We start from the raw sequence: 20300 nt of genomic DNA, 5'->3' as shown, positions 1-20300 counted from the left end.
CATGGTCCCGGAATCCGGCGCCACCCGCCTGACCGCCAGCAACCTCACCCTCGGCTACGCCGGGGCGCCGGTCGTGGACGGGCTCTCGCTGGAGCTGCCCGCCGGCAAGGTGAGCGTCATTGTTGGCGCCAACGCCAGCGGGAAGTCCACGCTCCTGCGCGGAATGGCCAGGCTGTTGAAGCCCGGTGGGGGCGCGGTTCACCTGGACGGCGCGGACATCCACAAGGTGCCCACCCGTGCGCTGGCCCGCAAGCTCGGCATCCTTCCGCAGACGCCCACCGCACCGGACGGCATCACCGTGGCCGACTTGGTGGGCCGCGGGCGCAGCCCCCACCAGGGCTGGTTCCGGCAGTGGACCAGGCACGACGACGACGCGGTCGCCGCCGCCCTGGCCGTCACCGGAACGGTGGAGCTGGCGTCGCGGAACATTGACGAGCTCTCCGGCGGGCAGCGCCAGCGCGTGTGGATCGCCATGGCGCTGGCGCAGGAAACCGACGTGCTGTTGCTCGACGAGCCCACCACCTACCTGGACCTGGCGCACCAGGTGGAGGTGCTGGACGTGGTGTCCGAGCTCAATGCCCGGCGCGGAACCACGGTGGCCATTGTGCTGCACGACCTCAACCTGGCGGCACGGTATGCGGACCACCTGGTCGCGATGAAGGACGGCCGGATCGTGGCCGAGGGGGAGCCGGGCGTCGTGTTGACGTCGCTGCTGGTGCGAGAGGTGTTTGGGCTGGAGTCGGTGGTGGTCCCCGATCCGGTGACGGGCACCCCGCTGGTGGTGCCGCTGGGCCGGCGGGCGGAATTTTTGGGATCGCGTGCTTTGGAAGGAGTACAGGCATGAGTGCACTAGTGGGAATTGCCCCGGCGGAGGCGCCAGCCGTCGAGGATCCGGTCAAGCCGATGCGGACCTTTGAACTGGCCGTCGCCGAGGTGCAGCAGCTGACGCCGCACTTCCGGCGCATTACGTTCACCGGCCCTGACCTGGAGCTGTTTGGCACCGGCGTGGACGGGGAGACCCTGGATCTGCGGATCAAGGTTCTCATCCCGCCGGCCGGGCGTCGGCTTCCGGAACTGCGGGCCGTGCGCGGCTCGCTGCAGGACGACTGGTATCAAAACTGGCGCTCGCTGGACGAATCCGTGCGCGGCGCCATGCGGACCTACACGGTCCGGGCCCTGCGCCCGGCAGTGCCGGCGTCGCCTGGCGCCCTCGGCACTCCTGCCAGCCCGGGGCGTGCGGCGGAACTGGACATCGACTTTGTGTTGCACCCCGACGGCGGCTCGGGCCCCGCGGGCCAATGGGCCGGTGCGGCAACCCAGGGCGATTCCCTGACGGTGATCGGTCCCTGCGCCCGCTGGGGAGACTGCCTGGGCATCGAGTTTGCCCCCGGCAGCGCCGAACGGGTGCTGCTGGTGGGCGACGAAACCGCCGTGCCGGCCATCGCGGCCATCCTGGAGTCGCTGCCTGCCCACGTCTCCGGGCACGCAGTGCTGGAGGTGCCGGCGTCGTCCGACTTCCTGGACATTTCCACCCGGGCCAACGTCGAGGTTCGCTGGCACGCCCGGAACCAGGCCGCCCACGGCGAACTCATGGACGCGGACGTCCGGAACGTCATTCTGCCGGCGGCATGCCTGCGGGGCGAGGAACCCGAAGAGGTGGACATTGACGGCTCGCTTCTCTGGGAGACGCCCGTCGCCACTTCTGGACACGGGCTCTACGCGTGGATCGCGGGCGAAGCGGCTGCCATCCGCGGACTGCGCCGGTACCTGGTGCGCGACGTCGGCATGGACCGTAATGCGGTGGCCTTTATGGGCTACTGGCGGATGGGGCAGGTGCTTGCGGCCTAGGTGCCGGGCGACTACAGACACACGCCGGGCCGGGGAGCATAATGATTTCCATCGCAGCACAACCAATCCCCACAAGGAGCCCCGACATGTCCGTTCAACTCAACCCCTACCTGAACTTTCGCGACAACGCCAAGGATGCCATGGAGTTTTACCACTCCGTGTTTGGCGGCAAGCTGGATCTAAGCACCTTCGCCGAATTCCACGCTTCCGAGGACCCTGCCGAGGCTGACAAGATCATGCACGGCCAGTTGACCGGGGACAATGGCGTGGTGCTCATGGGCGCCGACGTCCCCCAATCCATGGAAATCACCGCCAACTCCACCGTCTCGCTCTCCGGCGACGACGACGCCGTCCTGACCGGCTATTGGAACAAGCTCTCCGACGGCGGCACCGTTGCCGAGCAACTGGCCAAGGCTCCCTGGGGCGACACCTTCGGCATGTGCACCGACAAGTTCGGCGTTCCGTGGCTTGTCAATATCTCCGGGACGCCCCAGCAGTAGCCCGCGGCGCTGCCAAATCCGCCCTGCGGGAGCGTGCGCATAACACGCGCATTTTCTCCCTATGTGCCAGCCTTGAGTGAGAGAGCGTCGGTGGAAAGTACCCCGTAAGTGACGGAGGCTCCGTAAAAACACCCCCGGTTCTGCGGGAGCGTCGGTATTTTCCGCGGAGGGGCCGGCCTGGGCCCGCCGAGCGGTTACGGCCGTTCGCCGAGCTGGCCCAGGATTCTGGCCAGCTCGGCGCGGTCAGCCTCGGACAGCTGCGCGAAGTATTCATTGGACTTGTCCCGGCGTTCCGCCGTGATGTCGGCAAAAAGCTGCCAGCCGGCCGCCGTGGCCACCACCAGCGTGGCGCGACGGTCGGTGGGGTCGGGGTTGCGCCGCACCAGATCCTTGGACTCCAGCTGGTCCACCACCTCGGTGGCCGAACGGGGCGCAATCCGCAGCCGCTCGGCGAGGTCCTTCAAGCGCATCGCCTCCGTGGCCGCTACCGACTCCGGCGCACCCGGATCCGCCGTGCAAGGATCCGCAGCCCCAGCGGGTTGACCAAACGGCCGCCGGCGCAGAAGCGTCATGAGCGCCCGCCACTGGTGCGGCGTCAGCTCCCAGGGCGCCAATTGCTCGGCCCACGTGCGCCGCAGGCCGCGAAAGGCGGAGTGGAACAACTCGCCCAAGTCTGCCGGGTGGTCTCCGATGGAAGTCATGGTGACAGTCTACCAACTTGACGGGTTACCACATAGTGAGGTAACCTCTGTATTGATTGGTGCGACTCCCGCACCCCGCACACCATCTGGAGGTGTAGCCAATGACGGAGAATATATCTTCCGCACGCGGAGGCCAAGAGCCCCGCTCCCCAAGAAACAACAGCCCAAAAATTTCAAACGGCGATGGCCGCGGCCCCGCCCGCGTCAACCCTGCTGACAAAACCCAACTTGAACGTCACCCTGTGAGCATTAAGCGCATCACTGCCTTGTTCGCCCCGCACAAGGTGACCATCTCCGTCGTCGTGCTGCTCATTACCGCCTCAAGCGTCATCAGCCTGGCCCAGCCGTTCCTGGTCCGCGGCATTATCGACTCGGCGCTGCCGGAGAAAAACGTCCCGCTGCTCGCGTGGCTGGCAGGCGCCATGATTGCCATTGCCGCCGCCACCGCCATCATCGGCGTGGTCCAGACGTGGATGACCACGGGCATGGGCCAAAGGATCATGCATGCGTTGCGCACCCGGCTGTTCACGCACCTGCAAAAACAGTCACTTGCGTTCTTCACCAAGACCCGCAGTGGCGAGGTCCAGTCCCGGCTGAACAATGACATCTCCGGCATGCAGTCGGTCATCACGTCCACCGCCACCGGCGTCGCGTCGAACCTGACCACGGCGGTTGGCACGGCCGTGGCCATGGTGGCACTGTCGCCCCGACTCTCCCTGTTGTCGCTAGTGGTCATCCCGCCCGCCGTCTGGTTCTCCCGCCGCGTGGCCCTGCTCCGGCGCGACATCACCTCCACCATGCAGGCCGAGCTCGCCACCATGAACACCTATGTGGAGGAGGGGCTGAGCGTCTCCGGCGTCCGGCTCGCCAAAACGCTGGGCACCACCGGCCGCGACGCCGCCCGCTACACCGACAGCTCCGAACGGCTGATCGGGCTGGAACTGCGCTCCCAGCTGGCCGGCCGCTGGCGCATGGCCACCATGGGCATCATCTTCTCCGCCATCCCGGCGCTGATCTACTTCGCCGGCGGACTGCCCGGCAGCACCATGAGCATCGGCACCATCGTGGCGTTCACGGCACTGCAGGCCTCCATCTTCCGACCCATCATGGGACTGCTGAACCTCGGCGTCCAGTGGGTCACGGCCATGGCGCTGTTCAGCCGCATCTTTGAATACCTGGACCTGGTCCCTGACATCACCGCGCCGGCCCGCCCCGTTCCCCTTGACCCGGCCACGGTCCGCGGCGAGGTCCGGTTTGAGGGCGTCCGTTTCGCGTACGACGGCGGCCCTGATGTTTTGCGTGGCATTGACCTTGCGCTGTTGCCTGGCACGGCTACGGCCGTGGTGGGCCCCACGGGCTCCGGGAAATCGACCCTGGGTGCGCTGGTGCCCCGGCTGCACGATGCCACCGGTGGCCGGGTGACCATCGATGGCGTGGACGTCAGGGACATTGCCCCCGACGTTCTGGCAAGGATTGTGGGCGTAGTTTCCCAGGAAACCTACCTGGTGCATGCCTCGATCCGCGAAAACCTGCAGCTCGCTGCCCCGGATGCTGGCGACGCCGAACTCTGGCGCGCCCTTGGCGCGGCCCGGATCGCCGACCTTGTGGCAGGGCTGCCCGAAGGCCTGGGCACGCTGGTTGGCGCACGCGGCCACCGTTTCTCAGGCGGCGAGCAGCAGCGTCTGGCCATTGCGCGGACCATCCTGCGCAACCCCAGGGTGCTGATTCTTGATGAGGCGACGTCGGCGCTGGACAACACCACCGAGGCGCAGGTCCAGGCGGCGCTGGACCACCTCGCCGTCGGGCGCACCACGCTGACCATCGCCCACCGGCTCTCCACCGTGGCGGACGCGGACCAGCTGGCCGTCCTGGCGGGCGGCACGCTGGTGGAGGTCGGCGTGCCCGCCCAGCTGCGGGACGCCGGGGGAGCGTACGCGGCACTCATCGCGGCCGGCGAGGAGCTGGAGCCGGCCGTGTAGGACCTCGAAATGGACCCAGGATGCCGATTTATCAGCCTCAAAAGTCCATTTCGACCTCCCCGCCAGCCCCGCCGGGCGGGCAGGTGCCGTCGCTGGACCATGGCGGCGGCATCGGGCCTCAGACATAGGATTAGCCTAGTTAAAGCATGTGTGGCAAGGAGAAAAGCATGGAATTTTCGGCACGGTACGTGGCATTGGGGGATTCGTTCACGGAGGGCCTGGGGGATGCGGACCCGGAACTGCCCAACCAGGTCCGGGGCTGGGCCGACCGCACCGCCGGGCAGCTTGCAGCGGCACGGCCGGGGGAGACCTTTGGCTACGCGAACCTTGCCATCCGCGGCAAGAAGATGAAGCAGATCCTGAGCGGACAGGTCGACGCGGCCGTGGCCATGAACCCCACACTGGTGACCATCTATGCCGGCATCAATGACATCCTGCGGCCCAAGGTGGACATTGACGCCATGCTCGCCAGCTACTCCGACGGCATTGCCAAGCTGACCGCCACCGGCGCGCGGGTGCTGGTATTTACCGGCTTTGACGCCAGCAGCTCCAAGGTCTTCGCCGGCATCCGCGGCCGCACCGCCGTGTACAACGAGCTGCTGCGCGAGGTGGCGGACACCCGCGGCGCCGAACTCGTCGACTACTGGCGCTTCCGTGAATACAACGACTGGCGCCTGTGGGGTGTCGACCGCATGCACATGTCCACCCCCGGGCACATCAACATGGCCAACCGGGTGCTGGAAACCCTGGGCGAAACAGCACGCATCCCCCTGCCGGAACTGCCGCCCATCCCAGTGCGGACCAGTGCGGAAACCTTCAAGGACAATGCGGCCTGGACCAGGGAATACGTGGGCCCGTGGATCGGACGGCGCCTGCGCGGGGTGTCCTCCGGTGACAGCCTGTCCGCCCGCTGGCCAGTGCTGCGCGCCCCGGTGGTCCAGGGCTGACACGCCGTGGCTGATACCTGGGCCGGCACGACGCCGGGACTCCTGCAGCTGCCTTCCGGCAGGATGGTGCGGGGCCGGGGTCTGCGACGGCCGCTCCCGGACGGGCAGCGGCCTGAATTCGGGTTGTATCTCACAGGCCGTCCGCCCCGCATTTCCGGCTGGCCGAGCCGTTGGCTGCGCTGGCCCGACTTTTGGCTGCCGCTGGACCGCGACGAAGCGGTTCAGGCAATCCACGAGGCATGGACACACTCCGCAGCCCGGCGTGTGGAGATCGCGTGCGGGGGAGGTGTGGGCCGCACCGGAACTGCGCTGGCCTGCCTGGCCGTCCTTGACGGGCTGTCCGGCCGCGACGCCGTCGACTACGTGCGCCGCAACTATTCACCGCGTGCCGTGGAAACACCATGGCAGCGCCGCTATGTCGGCAATTTCCGGCCCTGAGGATCACCGGACCCGGCCACGTGCAGGTGCCGGGAAACGGGCTGGGAGGCAAGTTCCGGCGTGGTGCTTCCCTCTTGCAAGGGTCCATGATATGGGCAATTAGTCTTATTCCCCCCACAACCTCTAGACTGGGTAGGCGCCAGGTGGCGCGGAGCGTGTGCAATTGCTCCGGTTTGCGGTGAATATCCTCCCGCGGGCCGGTAGTTAGGGGCTCAAGTTGCGCGCATTCGAAGTATTCGCTGGACCAGGTACGGTCCCTTTCATCTTGAAAAAGACGTAAGGGTCCACTGCTGTCCAAAGGCGGACGCCGCCCAAGCGCACGGTTTGCACCAGTGGACCGTTCCCATTCATTTATTAGGAGTGATCATGGCAGCACATTGCCAGGTGACCGGAGCCGAGCCGGGCTTTGGACATAGCATTTCGCACTCGCACCGCCGCAACAAGCGCCGGTTCGATCCGAATATCCAGAAGAAGCGCTACTGGGTACCGTCCTTGCGCCGCAACGTGACGTTGCAGCTGTCCGCAAAGGGCATCAAGACCATCGACGTGCGCGGTATTGACGCCGTTGTTGCACAGATCCTGGCTCGTGGGGTGAAGCTCTAATGGCAAAGGACAAGGACGTACGTCCCATCATCAAGCTGAAGAGCACCGCGGGTACCGGTTTCACGTACGTAACCCGTAAAAACCGTCGTAACACTCCGGACCGCCTGGTCCTGAAGAAGTACGATCCCAAGATCCGTCAGCACGTTGAATTCCGAGAGGAGCGCTAAGACTATGGCTAAGAAGTCCATGATCGCGAAGAACGAGCAGCGCAAGGTCATCGTCGAGCGTTACGCCGAAAAGCGTCTCGCCCTGAAGAAGGCCCTCGTTAACCCCGCCTCCACCGACGAAGAGCGCGAAGCGGCCCGCCTGGGCCTGCAGAAGCTCCCCCGCAACGCCTCGCCGGTGCGCGTCCGCAACCGCGACGCCATCGACGGCCGCCCGCGTGGAACGCTCCAGAAGTTCGGCATCTCCCGCATTCGCTTCCGCAAGATGGCGCACGCTGGCGAGCTGCCCGGCATCAAGAAGTCCAGCTGGTAATCACTGATTTTCAGCTCTAAAAGGGCGGTGACCTTCGGGTTGCCGTCCTTTTTGCTGCCGTTTTCAGGCGGGAAAGGGCTTGGGACGCGACCGCGGTGGACCCCGGCGTATCTTCTGCGGTATGTCGCGGGTTGGCCCCGGTTTCGGGCGAAACAAGGCCGCCGCCGCTCGGCTGAGAGCGAAAAACCCCGGGATTACGGGCAATTTGGCTCAAAAAACGACGAAAAACGCCCAAAATTGCCGGAAACCCGCGGAAGAAATGGTAAGTTCGCTAGCAGTGGTTGACACGCAACCGCGTGGAATTGAACATTCTTGACGTCCAGGAGGACAAACATGGCTAAGAATCGTAGCGAACTGGTAGCTGAAGTTGCTGCAAAGGCTGAGACCAGCCAGACCGCAGTGAACGGTGTTCTGGATGCACTCTTCTCGGTATTCGAGAGCTCCGTTGCAGCCGGCGAAAAGATCACCATCCCGGGCTGGCTCTCCATCGAGCGCACCGACCGTGCAGCTCGCACGGGCCGCAACCCGCAGACGGGCGAGACCATCCAGATCGCGGCAGGCCACAGTGTCAAGCTGTCCGCCGGCTCGAAGTTGAAGGCAGCTGTCTCCAACAAGAAGTAGTCTCCACATTCTTCGCCTGAAGGCGGCCGGCACGTGCCGGCCGCCTTCAGGGTTTTAAGGGGACAGTTCAATGGCACTGCCCATTGCTGGGAAATCCCCGATTCGCCCTATCCCGGCATGGTGAAAGACAATGGAAGGGTGCCACCCGTAGAATCTGCCCCCGCTGCCAGTCCCCGCCCGGACACCACCACGCCAAACCCCGGTTTGCGGGGCACCTTTGCCGGGGGCGTGCGCAGCCGCTGGTGGTGGCTGGGGCTCGCAGCCGCGGTGGCCGGCGTCGTGGGGGCACTGCTGTGGACCGGCGCCGCCGGCGTGCAGGACCTCGGCGATCCGGGCGCCATCACCCGATGGGGGCTGCCCGTGGCAACCACCGTCCACAACCTGGCGTTGGCCACGGTGATCGGGGCGCTGGTGTTCGCGACCGTCATCCTGCCCAAGGACGCCAAGGCCCGCCGCCCGCACACCGGCCAGCAAAAACTTGATTCGGCCAAGCCCGTGCACGTCGCGGAGCACCCCGCCTTCACCCGTGTCATGACACTGGCGGCAGTCGCCGCGGGAGTGTGGACGGTGGCGGCGATCACCGTGCTGGTGCTGACGTACTCGAGCATTTCCGGCCTGCCCCTGGCCGGCACCAGCGACTACACCAATCAGCTCGTGTTCTACATGACTGAGCTGCCCGTGGGCCAGGCATGGCTCGCCGTGGTGATTTGTGCCGCCGTGGTCACCACCATGGTGTTTGGCCTCCGGAACGTCAGCGCGCTGGCCGTGCCGCTCGTGCTGGCCCTGCTCTCCTTTGTGCCGCAGGCGCTGATCGGCCACTCCGCCTCCAGCGCCGACCACATAGGCGCCGTGAACTCGCTGTTCCTGCACATCACAGGCGTCTCGCTGTGGGTGGGCGGCATCATTGTGCTCGTGGTCGTTTCGGGCGTGCTGGGCAAAATCACCGCGCAAACCCTCCAGCGTTTCTCCGCACTGGCCATCTTCGCCTTTGCGGGCGTGGCCGGCTCCGGCATCATCAACGCCGCCATCCGCATCACCAACTTGCACGACCTCTTTTACTCCACCTATGGACAATTGATCCTCACCAAGTCCGCTGCCACCATCGTGCTCGGCGTGATTGGCTGGATGCACCGCAGCTGGATCGTCCCGCGGCTTGGCGAAGGCCAAAAAAGTACGACGGCGGCACGCACCCGACGCCTGCTGTGGCAGTTGGTCTTTGGTGAGCTGTTGATCATGGGCATCACCAGCGGGCTCGCCGTGGGCCTGAGCCGTTCGGCGCCGCCGCAGTCCCGGGAGCTGGTGCAGGCTGCCCTGACACCGGCCCAGATCCTCACCGACTACCCGCTGCCCCCGGAGCTGACCTTTGCCCGATGGTTTACGGAGTGGCGCATGGACTGGCTGTGGGTCGCCTTTGCCGCTGCTGCCGGCGCGGCGTATCTTTCCGGGATCATCAAGCTGCGCCGCCGCGGCGACAAATGGTCGGTGCTGCGCAGCGCTTCCTGGTTCACCGGACTGCTGGCATTGGTGTACATCACCTCCGGCGGCACCGCCGTCTACGGGCAGGTCCTTTTCAGCGCCCACATGGTGGAGCACATGTCGCTGATGGTCATCGCGCCGCTGTTCCTGGCCCTGGGCTCCCCGGTGTCGCTGGCGTTGCAGGCCCTGGCCCCGCGCCGGGACGGCAGCCGGGGCATCCGCGAATGGATCCTGGTGCTGGTTCACTCCAAGTTTTCGCAGCTGGTCACACACCCGCTGTTTGCCGCAGCCAACTTCGCCGGCAGCCTGATCATTTTTTACTACTCGCCGTTGTTCAACCTGGCCATGCGCTACCACGTGGGCCACGAGCTGATGATTGTGCACTTCACGCTGACCGGCTACATCTTCATCATGAGCATGATCGGTACCGACCCCCTCCCGCGCCGCTTCCCTTACCCGATGCGGCTGCTTCTGCTGCTGGCCACCATGGCTTTCCATGCGTTCTTCGGTGTCTCGCTGATGATGGCAACCAACCTGCTCTCCGGCGAATATTTTGGCAACATGGGCCGGCCCTGGGGTGATTCGGCCCTGGTTGATCAGCAAACCGCCGGCGGCATCGCCTGGGGCGTGGGGGAGATCCCCACCCTGGCCATCGCCATGGGCGTAGCCTACATGTGGGCCAAATCGGACGCCCGCGAGACGAAGCGTGGAGACCGGGCCGCCGCCCGGAATAACTATGCCGACCTGAACGCTTACAATGACATGTTTGCCCAGCTGGCCGCCCGAGATGCCAAGATCGACCCCGAACACAGCGGACCGGCACTTCCGCACCTCCACAATGGCAATCCGACGCCGGCAAACGCCGCCGGCAGCACGGCCGGCACCCCCTCTGCTTCACAATCAGGTTCACCGTCTGGACCACAAGGAGAAAAGCACTAGTGGAATCCACAACGAAGACCACCTCAGGCGTCCGCGTCCGGGCCTCCGAACTCGAAGGCCGCGGCTGGCTCAACACCGGCGGCGCCGAACTGAACCTGGAAAAGCTGCGCGGCAAGATTGTCATTCTCGACTTCTGGACGTTCTGCTGCATCAACTGCCTCCACGTGCTGGACGAGCTCCGGCCCCTGGAGCAGGAATACAAGGACGTGCTGGTCACCGTTGGGGTGCACTCGCCCAAGTTTGAGCACGAGGCGGACCCTGTGGCCCTGGCTGCTGCCGTGGAACGCTACGAAATCACCCACCCGGTGCTGGACGACCCTGAGCTGGTCACCTGGCAGGCCTACTCCGCCCGCGCGTGGCCCACCCTGGTGGTGGTGGACCCCGAGGGATACATCGTGGCCCACCTTTCCGGCGAGGGCCACGCAGCCGGCCTGGCCTCCTTCATCCCCGAACTTATCGCCGAACACGAGGCCAAGGGGACGCTGCACCGCGGGGACGGCCCGTACGTAGCCCCGGAACCCGTCTCCCGCGACCTCCGCTTCCCCGGCAAGGTGCTTCCGCTGGCCGACGGGAACTTCCTGGTCTCGGACACCGGCCACCACCGACTGGTGGAGACGGCTCCGGACCTGACCACCGTCATCCGCACCATCGGCACCGGAACCAAGGGCCACGCCGACGGTGCCCCCGCCGCGGCCGAATTCAATGAGCCGCAGGGCCTGGCCCTGCTCCCGCCCAAGCTGGCAGCGCTGGTCGGGTACGACGTCGTCGTCGCCGACTCCGTGAACCACCGCCTGCGCGGCATCACGCTGGCCACCGGGGAGGTGCGCACGGTTGCCGGCAACGGCGTGCAGCGCCTGCTCGAGGCGGGCCCCGCCCGCGTGGACGATGACGGCGCCTCGGCCTCCGCCACCAGCCTGGGTGCCGCTTCGCTCGAAATTGCGCTCTCCTCGCCGTGGGACGTGGCGTATTCCTCCGTGCTGGAGACCATGGTCATCGCCATGGCCGGCACGCACCAGATCTTTGGCTTCGACCCGGCCAGCGGCAGCGTCACCATTGTGGCCGGCAACGGGCTTGAGGGCCTGCTGGACGGTCCGGGCGACCAGGCCTGGTTTGCCCAGCCCTCCGGCGTGACCGAGGATGCCAACGGGAACATCTGGGTCGCCGACTCGGAAACGTCGGCGCTGCGCGTGGTGAAGTTTGGCGACGCCGGCGCTGACGGCAGGAAAACAGTGACGGTGAAAACCGCCATTGGCGAAGGCCTGTTCGACTTCGGCTTCCGCGACGGCGAAGCCGCCGCGGCCCGCCTGCAGCACCCGCTCGGCGTTGCCGTACTCCCGGACGGCTCCGTGGCCGTTGCGGACACCTACAACGGCGCCGTCCGCCGCTACGACCCCGCCACCGGGCAGGTCAGCACGCTGGCCCGCGGCCTGGCCGAGCCCAGCGACGTCCTGCTGGATGAATCCGGCGACGTTCCACTCCTCATAGTGGTTGAGGCCAACAAGCACCAGCTGATCCGCCTGCCTTTGCCCAAGAACGCCCTGCAGGTCGATGAGGGAGCTGTACAGACGCAGCGCCCCAGGACAGCTGTGGCGCCGGGCGAGCTGGCCGTGACCATCCGCTTCTCCGCACCGACCGGGCAGAAGCTGGACGACCGCTGGGGCGATCCCACGCAGTTGAAGGTTTCCTCGACACCGCCGGAACTGCTGGTCTCCGGCGGCGGCACATCCGTGGGCCTGACCCGAACGCTGGTGCTTTCCCCGGATGTCACCGAGGGAGTGCTGCACCTGACGGCCCGCGCCGCGGCTTGCGACGGACCTGAGGACGCCAATGGCGAAATCCCGGACCACGCAGCCTGCCACCTGTACCAACAGGACTGGGGCATCCCCGTGCTGCTGGCCGCCGACGGCGCCAGCGAGCTGACGCTGGACCTGCGCGGGATGGACTGACACCGGCCGCCTGAATCCATCAGGATGTGGCAGTTCTGGACGGGGCAGCCGTGCGTGCGGGGTCCTTGGGCCTCTGGCGGCTGTTGCCGGTCATCAGGTGTGTGGGAGGCCGTGGTGGTAGGTGTTGCGGATTTTGGTTCGGGTGGGGTCGATCTTGTAGCTGGGGGTGAACCAGGGCACTCCGTGGATGAGTTTGATGCTCCAGGCGCCGTCGTGGACCAGGTGGTGGTGCACTTCACAAAGCAACGCCGCATTTGAAATGTTGGTCTCGCCGCCGTCCGCCCAGGGGATGATGTGGTGGGCGTCGGTGGTCATGGCTGTCCTGGTGCAGTGGGGGAAGGAGCAGCCCTTGTCGCGGGCAATGAGGATTTTTCGTTGGGCTTTAGTGAATAGCCGCTGTGTGCGGCCGACGTTGAGGATGTCCTGTCCGTTGCCCAGGATCATGGTGGTGACGTCCGCGTCGCAGAGTTCTGTGCTGAAGAGGGCCAGGGGTTGGGGTCCGCTGTAGGGCAGGAAGGCGATGCCGCCGGGTTGGCCGCACTTGGTGCGGCGCTGGAGCTCGGTTTCGGTGGTGGAGATGAACAGCTGGGGTTTTAGCCCGCCGTTCATGGGGAGCTTGCCGGTGCGGGCGGCGAGCTTGATGCCTTCGATGGTGCCGTCGAGGAGCTTTTGGGCGCGGGTGCGCCGGTCTGCCACGACCGGGTTGGTGCAGGCGGGGTCGATCGGGTCCAGTCCGGGAAGTTCCTCGTCGGAGCCGGGCTCCGGCACCTGGATCCCGTTGACCCGGTGTGGCCACGGCGCCGGAGTTTCCCTGCCGCACGGGTCCTGCGAACTGTCGGCGCCGGATGGATCTTGCCCGCTGTCGGTGGAGGATGGTTCCCGGGCCCAGCCCGGTGCCGGTCCCTGTCCGGGCGGCGGCCACCAGTCAGCATTGCCTGGACCGTCGCCGCCCTGGCCTGCCACGCCCTGGCCTGCCACGCCCTGGCCTGCCACGCCCTGGCCTGCCACGCCCTGGCCTGCCACGCCCTGGCCTGCCACGCCCTGGCCTGCCACGCCCTGGCCTGCCACGCCCTGGCCTGCCACGCCCTGGCCTGCCACCGACTGGGTTTCCCAGTGCGAGTCGCGCGAGTCCGGTCCGCCAAGGCTGTCCTCGCCGTCAGCGTCTCGAACGTGGCCCGTGATGAGCAGGCCGTCGAGGTCCGTGAGCCCGGGAATTGGATCTTCCCCGCCCCGGGCGGCTTCCGTGGCTTCAGCGGTGTCTGAAGCAGCGGTGTCTGAGGCAGCGGTGCCGGATGCCGCGTTGTCTCCGCTGTCGGATGCGGTGGTTTCCGGCGTGGTGTTTTCCGGGGCTGGGTCGGGATTGAGGTTGGTGTGTTGGCGCGGGTTGGCTGCGGAGGCGATGCCGGCCATCCAGGTTTCGTATTGGGGCACTGTGGCCCAGCCCTCGAAGTGGACCAGGCCGCGGCGGGGCTGGCGGAAAGTGATGCCCTGCTTCGCCAGCAGTTCCCCTTCCGTGGGTTGTTGTCCATCCGGGTCCAGGGTGTTGACCGTGCGCAGGCCGACCCGGGCCAGGGAGTCCGGATCCATGGTGCGGGCGTAGCCGGTCAGGGATTCCTCGACCTCGCAGGCTGTGTCGCCGGTGATCCGGCCGGCGTCGGCCAGGTGGCGGGCCTCCTCGGTGTACCGTGAGGCAGTCAGGGCTTGGTCGGCGGTCAATTGCCCGGAAAAGAAGGCTGCGGCCGTGGTTGGCTGTTCCGGGGCGGTAGTGACTAGAGTCAGCGGGTTCGTGACGGGCAGGAACTTCGAGGCCAGGCGCAGGCGACGCCCGGCCTCGCCCCGACCCAACTTCAGGCTGATGGCCAGCAGCTCCGAGGGGTACTTGATCCCGTGGTACCGGCTGGCCCGCACCCGCCCGGCCAGGTCTCCTGCCGCCTGGACCTGCAGGGCAGCCAGGAAGCAGCCCAGTTGTTCCAGGTCCTGCGCCCAGGTCACAGCCTGCGCATCGCTGAGGGCGTCCATATCCACGCCGATGGGGACACCAACACCCGGACCGGCAGGACCCGGACCGGCAGGACCAGTGTCGGCCGGAGTTCCGGAGTTGGTCTTGCTCGGATCGGCTCCATCCGAGGCTGCCGCGGCCCCGGATGCCGGTCCGGCACCCGGGGCCCTCGAACCGGAAGCAGCGGCGGTAGCGGACCGGGTCAAGGACTCGGCAAGGGCGAGCAACCGGCGGACATGCCAACCGGTGCCCCTGACTTCCCGTGTGGAACCGGGGTGTTCCGGTGTCCGTGCCGTTGCTTCCATATCCCCAACATTACGGGATGCCACTGACAAAATTTGATGATCATACGAACATGTGTACACATTAATATGTGCGACCCCCTGTGGAGGGAACAATGGCAAAATGGCCGGCAAGGGGTCGGTATTCTTATGTCCCGACAGGCCCCGATCACCTGCACCCGCCCCGGATCCCCGCGGGCGATGCCATCGGGCCCGGTCACAGGGGAGGGCTCTCCGCAGCGCTTGCGGGAGCGCGGCAGCAGGGCCTTAGTAGCTGACCACCGGGGTCACTCCTACCGTGGTTCCGTCGATGGACAGCTTGGCCGTGAAGCCGAAGTCCTCGGCGTGCTTGACGGGGGCGACGGTCCCGGTGAACAGGTTCTGCTCCTGATACTGCACCTGGGCCTTGACCGTCAGCGGTGCCATGATCCATTTGCCGCCGTACGGTGTGATGCTCACATCCGGGTACTCCAGGATGCTCCACTTCACCGCGGAAACAACACGGTTGTCTGTGGCCGCGCTCATGGGGCAGTTGGCGGGCATCAGCACGGCCTGTTTGGCGCAGGCGTCCAGATATTTGTGGACGGTGGCGCCCACCTGGGCCAGAAGATCGGTGGTAGGTCCTGTGGCAAGTGCGACGGCGGGAATGGACTCAAGCGGGCCGCTCACGCTGCGCTGGACCGGTGGTGCGGCAAAAAGCGGGGACCGGTACTCGGCCTCGTAGCTGCCAGGGTAAAACACCGCGAAGGAGTTTTTGCCTTCCGGCATGTTGGCGTCCACGCCGTTCACGGAGGCCTGGTTGGCGTTCACCACGGAGACGTTCAGGACCGGCAGGGTGGTGGGCGCAATGCTCCAGCTGTCAAAGAACAGCCAGTGCTTGGGGCCCGGGGCCAGTGTGAAGTCGGAGGACAGCGCCTTGCCGGCAATGGAGTAGCTGACGGTGACTTTTTGCCTGTTGCCGGCGGCATCAACGGGCTCGCCAATCTTGACGTCCTTCACATCCTGTTGGGACTTGGCCAGGCCGGCCCCGTCCAGCACCGCGGCGTTGGCGGACGGGACCCTTCCGTGGAGCAGACCCAGCGCCTTGGCACCGTTGCCGTCGCGGAGCGCATCCAGGTAGTTTTGGACCGTTCGCGCCGGCCCGAAGGAGTTGTTGTTGACCACCGTGATGGTGACGATGGCGGCGGCGATGGCCAGCATCAGGATCAGCAGCCACGCGGCGGCAATCTTGATGAGTTTGGCCCCGTTCTTCACGCCGTCCACTGTACCGTCTTGCAGGCCACGGGCTGGAATCCACCGCGGCACGGCCGGCGGTTTGTGACCTTTCCAGCGCGTTAGCGCCGCCGGCGCGGCGCCGTGCCAAACATGTCGCGCATCAGGTTCCGCCCCAACTGTGACCCCATGGAGCGGATCATGGACTTCATGCCGCCGCCCAAGGCACCGCCCAGGGCGCCCATGACCTCGGCACCCATGCCGCCGCCGTCGTTCTTGGGGGCGGGAAGCCTAGCCGGAGGCGGAGGCGGAGGGGGAAGCGGCGTCCCCACGGCGGGGCCGGTGGCGGGCGCCGCCGCCTGTGTCTGCAATTTCTCATAGGCGGACACCGGGTCCACGGCTGTCCCGTAAGTGGGCAGCAGGGCCGAGGCGGCGACTACCGCCTTGACGGCGTCGTCGGCGCTTGGCCCCATGACGGAGCCGGGCGCGCGCATCCGGGTCAGGGCGACCGGGGTGGGCGCGCCGTTTTCATTCATGACGGTGACGACCGCTTCTCCAATGCCGGCGGAGGTGAGCACCTCCTCCAGATCGTAGTCGCTGACGGGGAAGGTGGAGACAGTGGCCTTGAGGGCCTTGGCGTCGTCCGGGGTGAACGCGCGCAGGGCGTGCTGGACGCGGTTGGCAAGCTGCGCGAGGACGTCGCCGGGGACGTCCTTGGGTGTCTGGGTGACGAAGAAGATGCCGACGCCCTTGGATCGAATCAGGCGCACCGTCTGGGTGATGGCATTCAGGAACGCCTTGCTGGCACCGGTGAACAACAGGTGGGCCTCGTCGAAGAAGAACACCAGCTTGGGCTTGTCGGCGTCGCCCACTTCCGGAAGGTCGCGGAACAGGTCCGCCAGCAGCCACATGAGGAAGGTGGAGAACAACAGCGGCTTGTCCTGCACGCTGGGCAGCTCCAGGCACGTGATGACGCCTCGGCCGTCCGGGGCGGTGCGCAGCAGTTCGGCGGTGTCGAATTCCGGCATGCCGAAGAAGTTGCTCATGCCCTGGGTGTCCAGGGTGATGAGGTTGCGCAGGATGACGCCGGCCGTCGCCTTGGACAGCCCGCCCAGCTCCGCCAGGTCCGCCTTGCCTTCGTCCGAGGTGAGGAACTGGATGACGGCGCGCAGGTCCTTCAAGTCGTACAGTTCCAGGCCCTTGGTGTCCGCGTAGTGGAACACCAGCTGGAGGCTGGATTCCTGGGTTTCGTTCAGGCCCAGGACCCTGGAGAGCAGGATGGGGCCAAAGCTGGTGATGGTGGCGCGGACGGGGACACCGTTGCCTGCGCCGCCCAGGGCAAGGAATTCCACGGGGAACGCCTTGGATTCCCACTGCTGGCCCAAGGCCTGGGTGCGGGCAGTCAATTTCTCGCTCCCCTGTGCCGCAGTTGCCAGGCCGGTGAGGTCGCCCTTGATGTCCGCCATGAAAACCGGGACGCCGGCCGTGGAGAGTTGTTCGGCGATCATGTGGAGCGTGACAGTCTTGCCCGTACCGGTTGCCCCGGCCACCAGGCCGTGCCGGTTCATCATGGCCAGCGGCAGGCTGACCTGCGCCTCGGGGTGGACCTGACCGTCGATGAGGGCCGCGCCAAGCGCAATGGAGGAACCGCTAAACGTGTATCCGGCCTGGAGTGATGCAAGCTGCTCTGCCGGGGTTTTGGTAGCCATAGGCAAAAGCGTACCCTCCGTCACATTGGCTGCGCAGCAACTGATCCATAGCCGGTGGCCGGGCTCTCCCCGGTGGTCGATCCGCTCGAGGCCCGGATGAAGGAGCTGCGCGCTTAATAGAGCCCGACTTTCGCTATGCGCAGCGCCGGCTCCTGGCATTGCGCAGGTGGCCAACAGGCGCACGGATCAGTGGCTTGCCCTGCGCATAAAGAACCTTCACTTCCGCAATGTGCAGTCTGGGCTTCCGACACTGCGCATAATGAAACTCCCCTTCGGCTATGCGCGGCGCCGAGCGTCGTGTAGTTGCTTTGCAACTCCTGCAATAAACACGGCCACACCAAGGGCGATGAAGGCCGTCGCCAAAATCCAGTTGCGGCTTGGCAAAGACACACATCCCAATGCGGCAATGACGATGCCGACGTCTGTAACGCAGATCCGGGGTTTGGGACTGTGCCTTGACTTGAAAATTCCCATCAATTCGAGGATGGCCATGTTTTTAAACCCGGAACGTAAGTTGCGCGAGCACTTCATGACTATGCTTCTCCGAACTCGATAGTCTGCAATCTGGGTATTTGCAGGCTCGCTCAGTGAATCATGGCGGGACGGGCAGGGACGATCGCCAAACCATTTGTGACAACCACCGGGCCGCCGGCGTTAGCCGAGGAGTATGGCCACGGCAAACATGGCCGGGATCGCCAGCACCGTCGTGGCCAGCACGGTGTCCTTGGCCACGGTGAGGCCGACCTGGTAGCGCTGGGCGGTTACATACACGTTTTGTGCGGTGGGCAGCGCCGCCGCCACCACAACGGCAAAGAGGGCGGCCCCGGACATGCCCAGGACAAGGTGCCCCAGCACATACGCCACCAGGGGATGCAGCACCAGCTTGAAGCCCGTGGCCAATAGGGTGTCTCTCCGCCACCCGTCGGTGGCCGAGAGTGGCTTGCTGGTGCCCAACGACATGCCAAAGGCGATGAGGATGGCGGGGATCGCGGCGCCGCCAATCAGGTGTATGGGTTCGGCCACCAAGTCAGGCAGCTTCCATCCAGTGGCCGCCAGCAGCAGGCCAACCAGGGTCCCGAGAATCATGGGGTTTCGGAAGATCTGCAGGAAGACGCGTCCCGGGGTCGCCCGGTGCCCGCTGGTGGTGGCGTCCAGCACCAGCAAAAAGCAGGGCGTGTAAAACGCCAGCTGGAAGATCAGCACGGGCGCAATCAAGGCCGCGTCGCCCAGCACGTAGGCGGCGATCGGGATCCCCAAATTGGCGGCATTGACAATGGAAGACGACATCGCCGAGAGCAGCGCCTCGCTCAGGGACCGCTTGAGCCAATACTTGGAGATCAGCAGGAAAATCAGGCCGGTGAACACGGCGCTGGCGGCGGCAACGAGCAGCGGTTCCGAGAACACTTCCTTCAGGCTCGCCTTGGACAGTGTCTCCAGCAGCAGCGCCGGGCTGGCCACGAAGAAGGAAAGCCGGCTCAGGACCTGGGCGGCGTTGTCTCCGAGCACGTTGCGGCGGCCCACAAACCAACCCACCAGGATAATGAGCCAAACGACCGAAAACCCCTCGACGATGGCTAACACGGCAGGGGGTGGCAGGGGGTGGACACGTTCAGCACGTCCTAAGCTTAAGCTGAGAAAGCGTATTCCTCCCGTACCGCCCACGCCACAAGGAGTCATCATGAGCATCCTTCCCATTGAAACCGTCGCGGTTACAGGCGCCCATGGCAAGGCCGGCCGCGCCGCCGTGGCGGAGTTCCTGGCCCACGGCTACAAGGTCCTCGCCTGCGACATCGCCGGGCCGGTGGGCCGCAATTCGGACTTGGGTACCCCCACCATGCGCGTTGACCTGACGGACTACGGGCAGGCACTGCAGGCACTCACCGGGGCCGACGCCGTCGTGCACATGGCCAACATTCCGGAGCCGGGCATGTTCCCGCCGGCGGAGACCCTTAACCGCAACACGGCCATGAACCACAATGTCTTCCTGGCCGCGCAGGCGCTGGGGCTGGCGCGCGTGGTGTGGGCATCGAGCGAGACCACCCTGGGCCTGCCGTTCGCGGACGACGGCGGGACCTTGCGTTATGCGCCCGTCGACGAGGCCCATTTCCCCCACCCCTCGTCAACATACGCGCTGTCCAAGGTGCTGGGGGAGACTGCCGCAGCCCAGTTTTCGGCCTGGTCGGGCATCCCGTTCGTGGGGTTGAGGCTGACGAACATCTTCACGGAGGCCGAATACGCCAGGGTGCCCGGATTCGGGGCGGACCCCATGTCCCGGGCCTGGAACCTGTGGGGCTATGTGGACGCCCGCGACGTCGGTGCCGCCTGCCGGAACGCCGTCGAAGCCGACAGCACGGGCAGCGAAAACCTGATCATCGCTGCGGCGGACACGGTCATCGACCGGCCATCCGCGGAGCTGCTGGATGAATTCTTCCCCGGGCTGGAGCGGCGCAGGGACGTGTCGGGGCATGAGACGCTGCTGTCCATCGACGCAGCACGCAGGGTCATTGGCTATGCGCCGGCGCATTCGTGGCGGGACAGCGCCAGATAGCGATGCCTCACCGCGCAGTCAGGGGCGGGACAGTGTGGGCCGCGGCCGGCCCGGACAGCGAAAAACCTACGAGCGA

Annotated in this window: 19 protein-coding genes; 13 read left to right on the top strand and 6 right to left on the bottom strand. The window is 66.1% G+C overall.

What is annotated here, in order from left to right; translation table 11 throughout:
• Nucleotide 1 precedes the first annotated feature (1 nt).
• From CVV68_RS18720 to CVV68_RS18710, 3 genes are all read left to right on the top strand, one after another.
• A complete protein-coding gene (locus tag CVV68_RS18720) occupies nucleotides 2-844 on the top strand; it encodes an ABC transporter ATP-binding protein (RefSeq protein ID WP_110502519.1) in 843 nt (280 codons plus the stop codon).
• The gene (locus CVV68_RS18715; protein ID WP_110502518.1) at nucleotides 841-1848 is read left to right on the top strand and encodes a siderophore-interacting protein; all 1008 of its coding nucleotides are present in this window, start codon (nucleotides 841-843) and stop codon (nucleotides 1846-1848) included. The genes CVV68_RS18720 and CVV68_RS18715 overlap by 4 nt, the downstream gene beginning before the upstream one ends.
• An 86-nt stretch (nucleotides 1849-1934) precedes the next feature.
• Nucleotides 1935-2348, top strand: coding sequence for a VOC family protein (locus CVV68_RS18710; protein ID WP_110502517.1), 414 nt, complete (start codon nucleotides 1935-1937; stop codon nucleotides 2346-2348).
• 194 nt (nucleotides 2349-2542) lie between these two features.
• On the opposite strand, the gene CVV68_RS18705 is transcribed toward CVV68_RS18710, so the two are convergent.
• Nucleotides 2543-3049, bottom strand: a complete 507-nt coding sequence (locus CVV68_RS18705) for a MarR family winged helix-turn-helix transcriptional regulator (RefSeq protein WP_110502516.1) — start codon at nucleotides 3047-3049, stop codon at nucleotides 2543-2545.
• Between the two features lie 101 nt (nucleotides 3050-3150).
• Here CVV68_RS18705 and CVV68_RS18700 point away from each other — a divergent pair, with 101 nt between their 5' ends.
• The 9 genes from CVV68_RS18700 to CVV68_RS18660 all read left to right on the top strand — a co-directional run bounded on the left by CVV68_RS18700 (nucleotide 3151) and on the right by CVV68_RS18660 (nucleotide 12475).
• A complete protein-coding gene (locus CVV68_RS18700; protein ID WP_110502515.1) occupies nucleotides 3151-5028 on the top strand; it encodes an ABC transporter ATP-binding protein in 1878 nt (625 codons plus the stop codon).
• 167 nt (nucleotides 5029-5195) lie between these two features.
• Nucleotides 5196-5975, top strand: coding sequence for an SGNH/GDSL hydrolase family protein (locus tag CVV68_RS18695; RefSeq protein WP_110502514.1), 780 nt, complete (start codon nucleotides 5196-5198; stop codon nucleotides 5973-5975).
• Between the two features lie 6 nt (nucleotides 5976-5981).
• Nucleotides 5982-6413: a protein-tyrosine phosphatase family protein gene (locus CVV68_RS18690; protein ID WP_245933649.1), complete on the top strand. Its 432-nt coding sequence runs from the start codon at nucleotides 5982-5984 to the stop codon at nucleotides 6411-6413.
• A 366-nt stretch (nucleotides 6414-6779) separates the two neighbouring features.
• Nucleotides 6780-7016: a 50S ribosomal protein L28 gene (rpmB, locus tag CVV68_RS18685; RefSeq protein ID WP_110502513.1), complete on the top strand. Its 237-nt coding sequence runs from the start codon at nucleotides 6780-6782 to the stop codon at nucleotides 7014-7016.
• Complete coding sequence (gene rpmG, locus CVV68_RS18680) at nucleotides 7016-7183, top strand: 50S ribosomal protein L33 (protein WP_044574616.1); 168 nt, start codon at nucleotides 7016-7018, stop codon at nucleotides 7181-7183. The genes rpmB and rpmG overlap by 1 nt, the downstream gene beginning before the upstream one ends.
• Before the next feature lie 4 nt (nucleotides 7184-7187).
• A complete protein-coding gene (gene rpsN / locus CVV68_RS18675) occupies nucleotides 7188-7493 on the top strand; it encodes a 30S ribosomal protein S14 (protein WP_110502512.1) in 306 nt (101 codons plus the stop codon).
• A gap of 333 nt (nucleotides 7494-7826) precedes the next feature.
• Nucleotides 7827-8114, top strand: coding sequence for an HU family DNA-binding protein (locus CVV68_RS18670; RefSeq protein ID WP_110502511.1), 288 nt, complete (start codon nucleotides 7827-7829; stop codon nucleotides 8112-8114).
• A gap of 117 nt (nucleotides 8115-8231) precedes the next feature.
• A complete protein-coding gene (locus tag CVV68_RS18665) occupies nucleotides 8232-10529 on the top strand; it encodes a bifunctional copper resistance protein CopD/cytochrome c oxidase assembly protein (protein WP_110502510.1) in 2298 nt (765 codons plus the stop codon).
• Nucleotides 10529-12475 carry an NHL domain-containing thioredoxin family protein gene (locus tag CVV68_RS18660; RefSeq protein ID WP_110502509.1) on the top strand — a complete coding sequence of 649 codons (1947 nt, stop codon included), beginning with the start codon at nucleotides 10529-10531 and terminating at the stop codon, nucleotides 12473-12475. Before CVV68_RS18665 ends, CVV68_RS18660 begins: the two co-directional genes overlap by 1 nt.
• Before the next feature lie 93 nt (nucleotides 12476-12568).
• On the opposite strand, the gene CVV68_RS24685 is transcribed toward CVV68_RS18660, so the two are convergent.
• The 5 genes from CVV68_RS24685 to CVV68_RS18635 all read right to left on the bottom strand — a co-directional run bounded on the left by CVV68_RS24685 (nucleotide 12569) and on the right by CVV68_RS18635 (nucleotide 19257).
• Nucleotides 12569-14779 (bottom strand): HNH endonuclease signature motif containing protein, encoded by a 2211-nt coding sequence (locus CVV68_RS24685; protein ID WP_110502508.1) that lies wholly within the window; start codon nucleotides 14777-14779, stop codon nucleotides 12569-12571.
• A 243-nt stretch (nucleotides 14780-15022) separates the two neighbouring features.
• The gene (locus CVV68_RS18650; protein ID WP_146238961.1) at nucleotides 15023-16009 is read right to left on the bottom strand and encodes a hypothetical protein; all 987 of its coding nucleotides are present in this window, start codon (nucleotides 16007-16009) and stop codon (nucleotides 15023-15025) included.
• Nucleotides 16010-16089: 80 nt separating this feature from the next.
• Entirely contained in the window at nucleotides 16090-17676 is a 1587-nt protein-coding gene (locus tag CVV68_RS18645) for a helicase HerA-like domain-containing protein (RefSeq protein ID WP_110502506.1), read from the bottom strand.
• Nucleotides 17677-17952: 276 nt separating this feature from the next.
• Nucleotides 17953-18168, bottom strand: coding sequence for a hypothetical protein (locus tag CVV68_RS23270; RefSeq protein WP_146238960.1), 216 nt, complete (start codon nucleotides 18166-18168; stop codon nucleotides 17953-17955).
• Nucleotides 18169-18330: 162 nt separating this feature from the next.
• Nucleotides 18331-19257, bottom strand: a complete 927-nt coding sequence (locus tag CVV68_RS18635) for an AEC family transporter (RefSeq protein ID WP_110502504.1) — start codon at nucleotides 19255-19257, stop codon at nucleotides 18331-18333.
• A gap of 97 nt (nucleotides 19258-19354) precedes the next feature.
• Between CVV68_RS18635 and CVV68_RS18630 the strand changes: the two genes are divergently transcribed.
• Nucleotides 19355-20224 (top strand): NAD-dependent epimerase/dehydratase family protein, encoded by an 870-nt coding sequence (locus CVV68_RS18630; protein WP_245933647.1) that lies wholly within the window; start codon nucleotides 19355-19357, stop codon nucleotides 20222-20224.
• Nucleotides 20225-20300 lie beyond the last annotated feature (76 nt).

It is taken from the genome of Arthrobacter livingstonensis (assembly GCF_003219815.1).
GTDB lineage: Bacteria > Actinomycetota > Actinomycetes > Actinomycetales > Micrococcaceae > Specibacter > Specibacter livingstonensis.
The sequence above is the reverse complement of the archived record's forward strand: the minus strand, read 5'-3'. Positions and strand labels throughout refer to the sequence as shown.

Coding starts and splice junctions, on each gene's coding strand:
- CVV68_RS18720 (WP_110502519.1), top strand. CDS start 2: ATGGTCCCGGAATCCGGCGCCACCCGCCTGACCGCCAGCAACCTCACC.
- CVV68_RS18715 (WP_110502518.1), top strand. CDS start 841: ATGAGTGCACTAGTGGGAATTGCCCCGGCGGAGGCGCCAGCCGTCGAG.
- CVV68_RS18710 (WP_110502517.1), top strand. CDS start 1,935: ATGTCCGTTCAACTCAACCCCTACCTGAACTTTCGCGACAACGCCAAG.
- CVV68_RS18705 (WP_110502516.1), bottom strand. CDS start 3,049: ATGACTTCCATCGGAGACCACCCGGCAGACTTGGGCGAGTTGTTCCAC.
- CVV68_RS18700 (WP_110502515.1), top strand. CDS start 3,151: ATGACGGAGAATATATCTTCCGCACGCGGAGGCCAAGAGCCCCGCTCC.
- CVV68_RS18695 (WP_110502514.1), top strand. CDS start 5,196: ATGGAATTTTCGGCACGGTACGTGGCATTGGGGGATTCGTTCACGGAG.
- rpmB (WP_110502513.1), top strand. CDS start 6,780: ATGGCAGCACATTGCCAGGTGACCGGAGCCGAGCCGGGCTTTGGACAT.
- rpmG (WP_044574616.1), top strand. CDS start 7,016: ATGGCAAAGGACAAGGACGTACGTCCCATCATCAAGCTGAAGAGCACC.
- rpsN (WP_110502512.1), top strand. CDS start 7,188: ATGGCTAAGAAGTCCATGATCGCGAAGAACGAGCAGCGCAAGGTCATC.
- CVV68_RS18670 (WP_110502511.1), top strand. CDS start 7,827: ATGGCTAAGAATCGTAGCGAACTGGTAGCTGAAGTTGCTGCAAAGGCT.
- CVV68_RS18665 (WP_110502510.1), top strand. CDS start 8,232: ATGGTGAAAGACAATGGAAGGGTGCCACCCGTAGAATCTGCCCCCGCT.
- CVV68_RS24685 (WP_110502508.1), bottom strand. CDS start 14,779: ATGGAAGCAACGGCACGGACACCGGAACACCCCGGTTCCACACGGGAA.
- CVV68_RS18645 (WP_110502506.1), bottom strand. CDS start 17,676: ATGGCTACCAAAACCCCGGCAGAGCAGCTTGCATCACTCCAGGCCGGA.
- CVV68_RS23270 (WP_146238960.1), bottom strand. CDS start 18,168: ATGGCCATCCTCGAATTGATGGGAATTTTCAAGTCAAGGCACAGTCCC.
- CVV68_RS18630 (WP_245933647.1), top strand. CDS start 19,355: ATGAGCATCCTTCCCATTGAAACCGTCGCGGTTACAGGCGCCCATGGC.